At 60.9% G+C, this 12,912-nt stretch carries 8 protein-coding genes and 2 pseudogenes; 8 read left to right on the forward strand and 2 right to left on the reverse strand.

Annotated features, from left to right (window positions below):
• The first annotated feature begins 76 nt into the window (after positions 1-76).
• The 5 genes from B0G77_RS15260 to B0G77_RS15280 all read left to right on the forward strand — a co-directional run bounded on the left by B0G77_RS15260 (position 77) and on the right by B0G77_RS15280 (position 7,552).
• Complete coding sequence (locus B0G77_RS15260) at positions 77-1,531, forward strand: DUF3375 domain-containing protein (RefSeq protein WP_133662880.1); 1,455 nt, start codon at positions 77-79, stop codon at positions 1,529-1,531.
• A 2-nt stretch (positions 1,532-1,533) separates the two neighbouring features.
• Positions 1,534-2,175 (forward strand): DUF4194 domain-containing protein, encoded by a 642-nt coding sequence (locus B0G77_RS15265; protein ID WP_133662881.1) that lies wholly within the window; start codon positions 1,534-1,536, stop codon positions 2,173-2,175.
• On the forward strand, positions 2,162-5,545 hold the full coding sequence (locus tag B0G77_RS15270; protein ID WP_133662882.1) for an ATP-binding protein: 3,384 nt from the start codon (positions 2,162-2,164) through the stop codon (positions 5,543-5,545). Before B0G77_RS15265 ends, B0G77_RS15270 begins: the two co-directional genes overlap by 14 nt.
• The gene (locus B0G77_RS15275; RefSeq protein ID WP_133662883.1) at positions 5,542-6,789 is read left to right on the forward strand and encodes a Wadjet anti-phage system protein JetD domain-containing protein; all 1,248 of its coding nucleotides are present in this window, start codon (positions 5,542-5,544) and stop codon (positions 6,787-6,789) included. The genes B0G77_RS15270 and B0G77_RS15275 overlap by 4 nt, the downstream gene beginning before the upstream one ends.
• Before the next feature lie 118 nt (positions 6,790-6,907).
• Positions 6,908-7,552, forward strand: coding sequence for an ABC transporter substrate-binding protein (locus B0G77_RS15280; RefSeq protein ID WP_243751003.1), 645 nt, complete (start codon positions 6,908-6,910; stop codon positions 7,550-7,552).
• 388 nt (positions 7,553-7,940) lie between these two features.
• Here B0G77_RS15280 and B0G77_RS15285 read toward each other — a convergent pair.
• Positions 7,941-8,480, reverse strand: a pseudogene (locus B0G77_RS15285) (DUF2242 domain-containing protein); the annotation flags it as partial.
• Positions 8,481-9,422: 942 nt separating this feature from the next.
• Here B0G77_RS15285 and B0G77_RS15295 point away from each other — a divergent pair.
• Positions 9,423-9,644: a hypothetical protein gene (locus B0G77_RS15295; protein WP_133662885.1), complete on the forward strand. Its 222-nt coding sequence runs from the start codon at positions 9,423-9,425 to the stop codon at positions 9,642-9,644.
• A 456-nt stretch (positions 9,645-10,100) separates the two neighbouring features.
• Here B0G77_RS15295 and B0G77_RS44225 read toward each other — a convergent pair.
• Positions 10,101-10,358, reverse strand: a pseudogene (locus tag B0G77_RS44225) (ATP-dependent helicase); the annotation flags it as partial.
• A 115-nt stretch (positions 10,359-10,473) separates the two neighbouring features.
• On the opposite strand from B0G77_RS44225, the gene istA reads away from it, so the two are divergent.
• Positions 10,474-11,997 (forward strand): IS21 family transposase, encoded by a 1,524-nt coding sequence (istA, locus tag B0G77_RS15305; protein ID WP_133662451.1) that lies wholly within the window; start codon positions 10,474-10,476, stop codon positions 11,995-11,997.
• Complete coding sequence (istB, locus tag B0G77_RS15310; RefSeq protein ID WP_133662450.1) at positions 11,990-12,790, forward strand: IS21-like element helper ATPase IstB; 801 nt, start codon at positions 11,990-11,992, stop codon at positions 12,788-12,790. The genes istA and istB overlap by 8 nt, the downstream gene beginning before the upstream one ends.
• The last annotated feature ends 122 nt before the right edge of the window (positions 12,791-12,912 follow it).

Below are 12,912 nucleotides of genomic sequence, written 5' to 3' on the forward strand. Positions count from 1 at the left end.
GGTTACAATCGTTGAGTTAACATGAGCGCGCGGCCGGATCGTACCAAATGATACGATCGGGCCCGAGACCCAAGCCATGCCCCTCGACTACTCAACCCTCGACGCCCTTCGCACGCACCATCCAGCATGGCGGCTATTGCGTTCCGACCACGCCCCGCTGGTGACGAGCTTCCTGCATCGCGTTTTCGTGATTCCGAACGTGCGCGTGATGTCCGCCGCTGACCTGGCCGAAGCGCTGGAAGACGAACTGTATGCACTGCGCGATCGCCTGGGCGCGGACGCCTATCCAAAACGCGCTCTCGACTACCTCAACGACTGGGCGAGCCCGGAAAAAGGCTGGCTGCGCAAGTTCTACCGCCAGGGATCGGACGAACCCCACTTCGACCTCACGCCAGCGACGGAAAAAGCGATCGTCTGGCTGGACGCGCTCACGGAACGCAGTTTCGTCGGCACGGAATCACGCCTGCTGACGTTGTTCGAGTTGCTGCGGCAAATGAGCGAAGGCAGTGAATCCGATCCGGACAAGCGCATTGCCGAATTACACAAGCGTCGTGACGACATCGATGCCGAGATCGCGCGGGTGATATCCGGGGATCTCCCACTGTTGGATGACACGGCCATCAAAGATCGCTTCCAGCAATTCATGCAGCTGGCGCGCGACCTGCTCACTGACTTTCGGGAGGTGGAGCAGAACTTCCGCATGCTCGACCGTCGCGTGCGCGAGCGCATCGCGCTATGGGACGGTTCGAAGGGCGCGCTACTGGAGGAGATCATGGGCGAGCGCGACGCGATCGGTGACTCGGACCAGGGAAAAAGCTTCCGCGCATTCTGGGATTTCCTGATGTCCAGCACTCGCCAGGAGGAGCTCACCGAGCTGCTCGCGCGAGTGCTCGCATTGCCCGTGGTGGCCAACTTCAAGCCCGACGCTCGTACCGGGCGTGTGCACTACGACTGGCTGGAAGCGGGCGAACACACGCAGCGCACGGTCGCGCAACTGTCGCAGCAGCTGCGCCGGTTCCTCGACGACCAGGCATGGCTGGAGAACCGCCGCATCATGGACATCCTGCGCGGCATCGAGGCCAAGGCACTGGCCGTACGCGACACGCCGCCGGTCGGCGGGATAATGAATCTTGCCGGGTCATCATCCGACGTCGAGCTTCCTATGGAACGTCCACTGCACACGCCCGTGCAGAAGCCGGTTATCGCGGATATTGCGCTGGAAGCGGGCGACGTCGATCTAGATGCCGCGGCGCTGTATTCGCAAGTGGTGGTTGACCGCGCGCAGCTCGCAGGTCATATCCGCCAGGCGTTGCAGGATCGGTCACAAGTGACGCTGCGCGAACTGATTGACTCGTATCCGCTACAGCAGGGGCTTGCGGAGCTGGTCGCGTATCTGCAACTGGGCAGCGACGCGTTCAAGACGGTCGTGGACGAAGACAGGCACGAAGTCATCGCGTGGGAAACGACAGGTCGCGACGAGAGGCCGAAGGCACGACGCGCGCGTCTGCCACGCGTGATCTTTGTGAGGTGAAGATGGAAGACGAACGGCAAGAGGCGGCGGCGAACGCCGATCTGTCGACACTGGCGATTACGCTGCTCAAAGGCGTGATCTATCGCGAGGGTGATGAACGGCTGTGGGGCGCGTTGCTCGACCTGCAGGCGCGCGTCCGGGACTATGTATCGGTATTGGGCCTGGAACTGGTGCTGGACGAGGCCGAAGGCTATGCGTTCCTGCGCAGCCGTCCCGAGCAAACTGAAGATGACGCAGCGCCAAAGCCGCCGCGTTTGATCGCGCGTCGGCCGATCTCTTTTCCGGTCAGCTTGCTGCTGGCATTGCTGCGCAAGAAGCTTGCCGAATTCGATGCCGGCGGCGGCGATACGCGCCTGGTCCTGTCGCGCGACGACATTGTCGAGCTCGTCAGGGTCTTCCTTCCGGATAGCAGCAATGAAGCGAGGCTGATCGATCAGATCGAGACGCACATCAACAAGATCGTCGAGCTAGGCTTCCTGCGCCGGTTGAAGGTCACGAGCGGCCCGTCGAGTTTCGAAGTGCGGCGCATCCTGAAGGCGTTCGTCGACGCGCAATGGCTGTCGGACTTCGACGCCCGTCTCGACGCGTATCGCGCGCAACTGGTGGACACGACGGCAGGGCCGGGAGTTGATGTCGATGAATGAGACGAACGAGGCGATTCCGCAACTGCTGGAGCTGGATTTTCTCGCTGACGACACGCTCTCCGGCTTTCGCCTGAGCCGCCTGGAAGTTTTTAACTGGGGCACATTTGACGGGCGCGTATGGACGCTTCAGCTGGACGGCAAGAACGGTCTGCTCACGGGTGACATCGGCTCGGGTAAATCGACGCTGGTCGACGCCATTACGACTTTGCTCGTCCCCTCCCAGCGCATCGCTTACAACAAGGCGGCAGGAGCGGACAGCAAGGAACGGACGTTGCGCTCTTACGTACTCGGGCATTACAAGTCCGAGCGCAATGAGGTGACCGGCACAGCCAGGCCCGTTTCCTTGCGGGACCGCAACAGCTACTCCGTGATCCTCGGCGTGTTCCACAACGCCGGGTATGACCAGACGATCTCGCTCGCGCAGGTCTTCTGGATGAAAGAGGCGCAGAGCCAGCCCATGCGTTTTTACGTGGGCGCAGAACGGAATATGTCGATAGCGACGGATTTCGTCCACTTCGGTTCCGATATCGCGCAATTGCGTAGAAAGCTGCGTGGCCTGGGTGCGGAAATCGAAGACACCTTTCCGAAATATGGCGCATGGTTTCGCCGGCGTTTCGGCATCGACAATGAGCAGGCGCTCGAGCTGTTTCATCAGACGGTGTCAATGAAGTCGGTTGGTAACCTGACCGACTTCGTGCGTAGCCACATGCTCGAGCCGTTCGACGTCGCGCCTCGTATTGCAGCGCTGATCTCGCACTTCGACGATTTGAATCGCGCGCATGAGGCGGTGCTCAAGGCGAAGCGTCAGGTGGAACTGCTGAAGCCCCTGGTGGTGGACTGCGACCAGCACGGCGCACTGGCGGCGGAACAGGAGGCTTCGCGCGTTTGCCGTGATGCGCTGAAGCCGTATTTCGCCGAATTGAAGCTTGGCCTGCTGGATCGGCGCTTGAAGTTGCTCGCCGAAGATCATGCACGCGTTGCCGCGCAGAAGGAGCGGCGCATCGAGCAGTGCGATCAGGAGCGAACGGAAGCCGATCGCCTCAAGCGAGCGATTGCAGAGCAAGGCGGCGACCGGCTGGAGCAGCTTGCTGCCGATATCCGCGACGAGGAGCGCGAGCGCAATCGACGCCAGCAGCGCGCCGAACGTCATGCGCAATTGCTTGCTGCGATTGGTGAAACCCCCACCTCCGTCGAGTCTGCCTTTATCGCGCAGCGGCAGCAGGTGGCCGATCTGCGCGAGGGCGTGAGTCAGGTAGAGGCCGATCTGCAGAACCAGATCACTGAGTGGGGCGTGTCGCTGCGCGAGGGTAAGCGCGAACATGACGTGCTTGGTGAGGAAGTTGCGAGCCTGAAGGCGCGACGCAGCAATATTCCCAAGGAGCAGGTTGCCATGCGTGCAGCGTTATGTGCTGCACTCGGTCTCGACGAAGACAGCATGCCGTTCGCGGGTGAACTGATCCAGGCACGTGAAGAGGCGCGCGAATGGGAAGGCGCCATTGAGCGGGTGCTGCATAACTTTGGCCTCTCGCTTATCGTGCCCGATGTGCACTATTCCGATGTCGCCGCGTGGGTGGATCGAACGCATCTCGGGGGACGACTCGTTTATTTCCGCGTGCGACCTACGCGCGACCAGGACATCGCCGAGTTGCATCGCGATTCGCTGGTGCGCAAAGTGGCGATCAAACCGGACTCGCCATTCTACGGCTGGTTGGAGCGGGCGCTGGCACAGCGCTTCGATTACGCGTGCTGCGCGACACAGGAGCAGTTTCGTCGCGAGTCCCGTGCGCTGACTCGCACAGGGCAGGTCAAGGCGCCCGGCGAACGCCATGAGAAAGACGACCGCCATCGCCTCGACGACCGCAGCCGCTACGTCCTCGGCTGGAGCAACGCCGCCAAGATCGCCGCGCTGGAAGGACAACTGCGTGCGCTCGAGATGCGCCTCGGCGGCATCGGTAGCCAGATCGCCAAAGCGCAGGGCGATCAGACGAAGCTGCGGCGGCAATTGGAGGTGTTGGCGGCGCTCAATGAGTTTAATGATTTTCGTGAGCTGGATTGGCAGAGTTGCTCAGCCACAATTGCTCGCCTGCAGGACGAGAAAGCGCGTCTGGAGGCTGCCAGCAATGCGTTGCTGGAACTGGCCGCGCAACTCGAGTCGATGCAGGCGGCGCTGAAGGGCAGCGAGAAGGCATTGTCGGACGTCAACAGGGAGTTAGGCGGTATCGACGCCAGACGCGAAGCGGCCGATGCATTGCGGGAGCAAACCGCGGCATGGCTGGCCGAGATCGCCCACGATACCCGCGAGCGGCTGGAAGCGCTGCGCGCGCAGATTCTGGGCGAGCATCAGCTTTCGGTCGAGTCATGCGACAACCGTGAACGCGAACTGCGTGACGCGTTGCAGGCACGTATGGACGCTGAGGCCAAGCGCCTGGATCGCCTCACCGAGCGCATCATCAAGAGCATGTCGACGTTCAAGGATGCATACAAGCTCGACACAGCCGACTTCGACGCCAGCCTCGAAGCCGCGTTCGAGTATCGCGAGCTGCTGGCGCGCCTGAATACCGACGATCTTCCGCGCTTCGCGGCTCGCTTCAAGGAGCTATTGAACATCAACACAATCAACGAGATTGCCAACTTCAACGGGCAACTGGCACGGGAACGCGAAACGATCAAGGAGCGCATCGCCCGCATCAATGAATCGCTGGCTCAAATCGACTACGACCCAGGTCGTTATATCGTGCTGGAATGCCAGGCCAGCCCCGACGCAGACATCCGCGATTTCCAGGCGGAGCTGCGAGCCTGCACGGAAGGTACGCTGACCGGTTCGGACGATGCACAGTATTCGGAAGCCAAGTTTCTGCAGGTCAAGGCGATTATCGACCGGTTTCGCGGTCGCGAAGGGCTGTCAGATCAGGACCGCCGGTGGACTACGAAGGTCACCGACGTGCGCAACTGGTTCCTGTTTGCCGCAAGCGAACGCTGGCGCGAAGATCACACGGAGTACGAGCACTATTCGGATTCGGGCGGTAAGTCGGGTGGGCAGAAGGAAAAGCTGGCCTATACGATTCTCGCGGCCAGCCTCGCGTATCAGTTTGGTCTGGAATGGGGCGCGGTACGGTCACGCTCGTTCCGGTTCGTGGTCATCGACGAAGCGTTCGGACGCGGCTCGGACGAGTCCGCGCAATACGGGCTCAAGTTGTTCAGGCAGCTCAATCTGCAACTGCTGATCGTCACGCCGCTGCAGAAGATTCATATTATCGAGCCGTTCGTTTCCAGCGTCGGCTTCGTGCACAACGATGAGGGGCGTGCTTCGAAGCTGCGCAATCTGTCGATCGAGGAGCATCTGGCGCGCAAGGCGGAGGGCTCAACGTGAGCTGGACGACCGCCGCCGACCTGAAAGCGCAGGTGCGCCGCTTGTGGGAGCGGGGTGATCTGTTGCGCAGCATGGTTAGCGAAAGCGACGATGCTGCGCCGAATGCCGAGCTTATCGCTCGCGAAGAAGCGGAGATTGGCCTGAGGTCCGGCTGTGCGTTCCCGCTGCGACTCGTCCTGAAGGGACCTGCTTCGGCCGAACTCACCGAGCGTTTCCAGGCCGTACGTGAATGGATAGCTGAGCTTGTCGCTATCGCGCAGATCCGCATCGAATGGCGCGAGTTCAATCATCGTGTCCTGGGTGTTCAGCGCGTGCCGCAGGCGGTCTGGATCGACGATCTGGACAGTGCGCTGGCGATGATCGGCAAGCGTGGCGACGCGGCGCGTTTCGGCCGGTTGCTCACCCTCGTGGGCTCGCGGCAGCCGACGCTGCTGGCATGGTTTCGCCGGCGTCCGCTGCAGGCACTTGAGCTGGCTAACGAATGTGAGCGTTTGCTGGCGGTGGTCGGCTGGATCGTACAGCATCCGCGTCCCGGCATTTACCTGAGACAAGTGGACATTGCCGGTGTGCACAGCAAGTTCATCGAAAACTGGCGCGGTGTGCTGGCAGAATGGCTCGATCTCGTACTTCCGCCGGAGGTCGTCGCGGTAGAAAGAAACCGGGGGGCGCAATTCGTGGCCCGTTACGGCTTCCTCGACAAGCCTGCCCGTATCCGGTTTCGCGTGCTCGACGCGCAGTTGCCAATGCTTCCCGGCCCTGCGCTCCCCGATATCGCAGTCGATGCAGACAGCTTTGCCGCGCTGGCCGTGCCGATCCGCCGGGTATTCATCACCGAGAATGAGACGAACTTCCTCGCATTCCCGCCTCTAGCCGATACGATCGTCGTCTTCGGTGCAGGCTATGGATGGGAAGCGCTGTCAAAAGCGGCATGGCTTTCCCGCTGCAGCATCCACTACTGGGGAGATATCGACACTCATGGCTTCGCAATCCTCGACCAGTTGCGCAGCCGTTTCGATCATGTTGAGTCGTTCCTGATGGACCGGGCGACGCTGATAGCCCACGAAACTCAATGGGGCGAGGAGCATGACCAGGTGCTCCGCGACTTGCCGCGGCTCGACGATGCGGAGCAAGCGCTATTCAACGACTTGCGGGATAACCGGCTTCGTAAAAATTTGCGACTAGAGCAAGAGCATATTGGCTTCCAGTGGGTTGAAACTGCACTCGCCACTCTTGCAAGACAGTGAAGTAGCCTTTCTACTGCACCGGACGAATATATCAAGAATGTGCCGCCACCGTTGCGTTCATGGCAGAGACCAGCCTTTCCTTGTCGCTCTTGCCGAGCCGTGCCAGCCACCAGCGCCCGTGACCGACCGCGTCGCGGCGCGTAAAAAACCGCCCCATCATTGTGTTGGCGCTGACTTCGGGGATGCGCAGCAGACCAGTGTGTTCCACGTGGGTCAATATTGGATGCAAATCACCGGGTCAGGCGGGTCCGAATTCGGTGCAAATCAACACTACTACGCCCAGGCTGGAGCACTGCGTAAGCAGATGAAGCGCCTCGCGATGAGTGGCTACCTGTTCGGCGGCGACGCCATATGCAATGCCGAACCGGCAAAACTCGGCGGCGATGCGGTCGATGCACGCGTGTATTGTCCGCAAGGCGGACCCGTTCTTGATCAAACCCAGGAAGGCCGTCAGTTCAAGGCGGACTACAAGCAACGCTTTCATACCGATCCGTTGACCTACAGTGCGGCCTTATACGACGGTGTGAATATCGTGGCGGAGGCAATGCAGAAAGCCAATTCGATCGAACCGGCCCAGTATCGGGCTGCGCTCGCTGGCATCGATTCTCACGGCGTTTCAGGGCACTATCGGTTCGACAAGAACCGCGACCTGACGGACTCTTCAATCACGATCTATACCTATCGAAATGGTGAGCCGACGCCCTTGGGATCGTCCCAACCCTGGATTGACATCGCCCAACCAGGGCGAAGGATCGCCGTGTGACTGGAGATGACCCGCTTTCGTGGACACGATCTATCCTGTCAAGAAGGAGGTGCGGATCATGTCCAAATACCGAGCGCCCTATGCACCGGAATTTCGGCAGCAGATCGTTGACCTGGTACATGCCGCCATCGCCCCGACCTTGGACCGCCACTTTCCGCACGAAATGGACGCTTACCGCTGGATGCAAGATGTAATTATAAGACGGGAAAGTGAGCGGACGAAACGCGGCTCGAGCGCACGTTCGAGCGCGCGATACCGGCGACGCTTACTTGGTGCTCGTCGCCTTCTCCGAATCACTGCCTGTCTGGGCCGCCCCGATCGGCGGCACGGCGTCGTTCATCGACGGCAGCGTCTCTTTCGGCGCCGCAGCGGCGTCAACGGGAGCCGGCTGGGCGGAGTCGGCCTTCAGGTAATGCTCGACTAGCGCGAAGAAACGCTGATAGAAAACGCCGGCGGGAATCGTCTCGCTCGCAACCTTCACCATCGAGTCATCGCTCGAGCCGATCGGCAGCGACAGCGATCCGAACACGCTCAGGCCGACGCTCGCCGACGTGTTGCTCTTCTTCAGCGCGTAGCGATCCTGCACCGCATTCACGTATGCGGTGCTGCTGTTGCTTTTGGGGTCGTCGGTTGTGCAGACCACATGGATTTCGATCACCGCGTGCGAATCGCTGGAAGGCTGGAAATTTTTCGAGCCATCGACCGAATCAGACCTCGTCGAACTGGCGATATATCCCTGGCTGAGCAACGCACGGCGGGCGGCTTCGCAAGCGGGCTCCGTCTTCGCGGTGAACTTGTGCGTATAGGGGCTGTCGCCTGCGTCGAACTGTTCTTGCTGGTAAAGCGGCTTCGGCGTCGAGCACGCCGACAATGCGCTCGCAAGCGCAAGCACGAAAGCCGCGGAGGAAAAGCGGAACGGAGTATGCATGGCTGAATAGGGTGGATCGGCTCGAGCGGTGAAGGGGTCTGATACCAGAAGGTCAGGACGCCCAATGCTCTTGCGTTGCATGAGAGGGACGCATCATGCGGGCGATCCGAAAGTGAACGGGGCGCGCCTATTATAGTTTTCTTTCCCTACAACAACCTTCGACGTTGTCGTGAGCGCAAATCCTGTCCGAGCGCCTCACAGAAGAGACCGGAATCTACGTACTGAATGCAGTCGAGCTTAACCAGTTTGTCGTGCGGTTCGGGCCGCCGGAACCGTCCGAAGCAACTGATCAAACGACGAAGGCGGTTATCAGCCGTGTTCAGACGGACGGCGTCTTCTTTGTGTCCGGAGCGGTTTGGAAGAATATGTGAGTGATGCGCATTTCAATCAGTCGACTGCACGCGCCTGGCTTTCAACACGCCGCGCTGTTGACGCCTTATGCGCGCTCAATTAACGCCTACATGCGCGGCTACATCGAGGCGCGTGGCGTCCACATTACACGTATCGTTCGAGCATGCGAACGACCGACAAAGTGGTCGCACGGATTGACACGGACTCTCTGCAAGCCGCCGTCGAGCGCCTCGGGCAGAATCCGGACGTAGAAGCTGTTTTCGTGGGGGCAGAAGCTTGCGTATCGCGGAACTCGTTCCAGAGCTTGAAGCTAGAATCTGGAAGCCGGTGATATCCAGCAACTTCGCCATGGCCTGGCACGCGTTGGGGCTCGGGGGGCGAAGACCGCGAGCCCCAACATGGACGGCTTTTTGCGCTGTAATCGGAGTCGGTAATCAACGCCGCCAACTGGCACCATCGAAAAGACTCCACTGGCACTACGCATGCGCCCAAAAAGCTGCGACGATGCCGGCCCTCTGAAGATGTCGTCGTACGCATACGGTAGCGATCGATTTGACCTTCGATTCACCGTCTACTGCGAACAAGCGACTCATGCAATTTGCCGATACGCCTTCCGTGCTGGGATGTCTTGCCCTGATCACCATGGTGGCCGGTATGACCAAAGGCCTGACCGGATTTGGCGGCGCACTCGTCATGGCGCCGTTGTTCGGGCTGCTGATTCCGGCGCCAGAAGCCGGCGTGCTGATCGTACTGATCCAGTTTGACGGTATTTCTGACGGTTTACGCGGGGAGCCTTTGCAGAGGCCTGCTTGATACCGTCAGAGGCATTGACGGTATACGTGACGGTATCTGGAACCGTGTGACAGGAGCTCGATTTCACGGGTGTCCCGGCTCCTGATCACGCTCCTGATTATGGTCGGATCAGATCAGAAGTTACGATGACATAGTTTATTGAGCTGACTTGCTCGCTCCCCGATCTTCGCAAGCCGGACTCCATGTCCGATCAAGCCTACGTCAATAGACCTCGGGCAGAGAGCGGCCACAACCTGCTTATCGAGCGAGGAAACTCGCCGTTGGAACGGCGGCATTACTCGGGAACCTGACGAACGAGCAACGCGCACAACTCGGCCTGAGCCGACGTTCGGCGATGAGGGCGCCGCATCGACTGCAGGTTGGTTTGCTGCCATTCGCAAACCGGGGGCGGCGAATGGCACTTCTCGGGCCGCAAACCGCCAGCCTGTTCCAGAGCCGGCGTTACTCATCCCCACATCAGGGTTGGCGTTTGGCGTGGCCACCAGCGGGTTTGCCAGCCGGCTTACGTGAACCCGCGGCTGGCTTGCTGGCGGGTTTGCTGCGTGGCTTTTGCGCGCCGAACGGGTTACCGCTGGACAAGCTTGTGCCTTTACCCGCGGCCACAGCGCGCTGCGCCGCAGGCTTGCGTTTGTTTTCGCCACTTTGCGGGTGCGGTTTTTTGCTGAGCAGCTGCATGGCGCCCGACGCAGCTTGTGGCACTTTGGGCTTCTTAGGTGTTTACGCCGACCGAAAATTCAGCCACATGTAGGGATCGCGCCGACTGAAAATTGAGCCGGGCAATCAACCTATCCTGCTAGTTTTTCTGGCAGGGTGTTTGGGGATGATCCCGATGACGATGATTGGCAAGGTGCGGCGGATGTTCCACCGCCAGAACAAGTCGGTACGCGAGATAGCGCGTCTCACAAGCCTGTCGCGCAACACGATTAGTAAATATCTGAACATGGATGTTCAGGAGGAGCCGAAGTATCAGCGGCGCGCCCAGCCGACCCGGTTGACGCCGTTTCATGAGGTGCTGGTGCAGGCGCTCAATGTCGACGCGCGGCGACCGAAGAAGGAGCGGCGCACCGCCTGGATGCTGTTCCAGGAGATCAAGGTCGGCGGCTACGACGGCTGTTACTCGCGGGTGACCGATTTCATCCGGGCCTGGCGGCAAGGCGAAGGCAAGGCGGTTTCGAAGTCGGCGTTTGTGCCGTTGCGATTCGAGCTGGGCGAGGCATTCCAGTTTGACTGGTCCGAGGAAGGACTGGTTGTCGGCGGCATTTACCGCAAGCTGCAGGTGTCGCACATGAAGCTATGTGCGTCGCGGGCGTTCTGGCTGGTTGCCTATCCGAGCCAGGGGCACGAGATGCTGTTCGATGCCCATACGCGCTCGTTCGCGGCCTTCGGCGGGGTGGCCCGCCGGGGCATCTACGACAATATGAAAACAGCCGTAGACAAGGTTCACAAAGGCAAGGGCCGCACGGTCAATCCGCGTTTCGCAGTGATGTGCTCGCACTACCTGTTCGATCCGGACTTCTGCAACGTCGCCAGTGGCTGGGAGAAAGGCGTCGTCGAGAAGAACGTGCAGGACAGCCGTCTGCGCATCTGGATTGAGGCGCGTGCGCAACGCTTCGGCAGTTTCGCCGAACTGAATGCATGGCTGGCGACCCGGTGCGGGTCGTTGTGGGATCAGGTGAAGCACCCGGACTATCGTGACCTGAGCGTCGCCGACGTGTTCGAGCAGGAGCGCGCCCATCTGATGCCGATGCCGACACCGTTTGACGGTTATGTTGAGCGCGCAGCACGGGTGTCGTCGACCTGCCTGGTGGTGATTGGCCGCAATCGCTACTCGGTGCCATGCGAATTTGCAGGCCAGATGCTCAGCACGCGGCTCTATCCGGGCCGTGTTGTGGTGGTGGGCGATGATGCCGTGGTGGCCGCCCATGAGCGACTGGCCGACGAAGGATTGGTGCGATACGACTGGCAGCACTATATCCCGCTAATCCAGCGCAAGCCCGGGGCGCTGCGTAACGGTGCGCCGTTCCAGGACATGCCCGAGCCGCTGCAACGCCTGCGTCGGGCGTTACTACGCGAGCCAGGTGGTGACCGGGTAATGGCGAAGGTTCTGGCGCTGGTCCCGGAACGCGGTCTGGATGCCATAGTGGTTGCAGTCGAGCTTGCATTGGAGCAGGCGCCGCCCTCCGGGCGCGTGAGCGTCGAGCATGTGGTGAACGTGCTGTCGCGCATGCGCAGCGTGCAGATGCCGCCGAAGATCGAAACTGCGCTACAACTGACGACACCGCCGCTGGCTGACACATCGCGCTACGACGGGCTGCGCCCGGCGCTGCAACAGCCGGAGGCCGGTCATGCGTGATCTGATCGTCGAACTCAAACACTTGCGGCTGCACGGCATGGCTGCCGGCTGGGCCGAACTGCTCGAGCAGGTGAATGTCGACGCGGCGTCTTCGCAATGGCTGCTCGAACGGCTGTTGCAGGCCGAGGTCGCGGATCGGGCCGTGCGTTCGGTCAGCCACCAGATGAACGCGGCGAAGTTCCCGGTGCATCGCGACATCGCCGGCTTTGACTTCGATGGCTCGCCGGTCGATCGGCAGCTCGTCACGCAACTGGCCAGCATGACGTTCACCGAGGGCGCGCACAACCTGGTTCTGGTCGGGGGACCGGGCTCGGGCAAAACGCATCTGGCGACCGCCATCGGCGTGTCCGGCATCATGCACCACGGCAAGCGGGTGCGCTTCTACTCGACCGTGGATCTGGCCAACGCACTGGAGCAGGAGAAGGCGCAGGGACGCGCCGGGAGGATCGCGGCGAGCCTGCTGCGCCTCGACCTGGTCATTCTGGACGAACTCGGATATCTGCCCTTCAGCCAGGCCGGCGGGGCGTTGCTATTCCACCTGCTGAGTCGCCTGTACGAGCATACAAGCGTTGCGGTCACAACGAATCTGGACTTCGCCGAATGGTCCAGTGTGTTCGGCGACGCGAAGATGACCACGGCATTGCTGGACCGGCTGACGCATCACTGCCACATCGTGGAAACCGGCAACGAAAGCTACCGTTTCCGCCATAGCAGCGCCAGTGCAAAGAAGCGTATCCGCTCGCGTGAAGCGGTGCGCAGAGCCGACGGTGCGAGCGCGAACGAATCAGCCTGATCGTCGCTTGCCGCGCAGTGGAAGCCGCTACGGGCTACGCCCTTCGCAGCTTCCACTGCGCAATACATCCTCACACGAAGGAGGACAAGCACTCCGCAAACCCATACACTTATCCACAACCG

The sequence above is a fragment of the Paraburkholderia sp. BL10I2N1 genome (genome assembly GCF_004361815.1).
Classification (GTDB): domain Bacteria; phylum Pseudomonadota; class Gammaproteobacteria; order Burkholderiales; family Burkholderiaceae; genus Paraburkholderia.

Bases quoted from the DNA above. Each gene is read 5' to 3' on its own strand.
- B0G77_RS15260 (WP_133662880.1), top strand. From the start codon at position 77: ATGCCCCTCGACTACTCAACCCTCGACGCCCTTCGCACGCACCATCCA.
- B0G77_RS15265 (WP_133662881.1), top strand. From the start codon at position 1,534: ATGGAAGACGAACGGCAAGAGGCGGCGGCGAACGCCGATCTGTCGACA.
- B0G77_RS15270 (WP_133662882.1), top strand. From the start codon at position 2,162: ATGTCGATGAATGAGACGAACGAGGCGATTCCGCAACTGCTGGAGCTG.
- B0G77_RS15295 (WP_133662885.1), top strand. From the start codon at position 9,423: ATGCAATTTGCCGATACGCCTTCCGTGCTGGGATGTCTTGCCCTGATC.
- istA (WP_133662451.1), top strand. From the start codon at position 10,474: ATGACGATGATTGGCAAGGTGCGGCGGATGTTCCACCGCCAGAACAAG.
- istB (WP_133662450.1), top strand. From the start codon at position 11,990: ATGCGTGATCTGATCGTCGAACTCAAACACTTGCGGCTGCACGGCATG.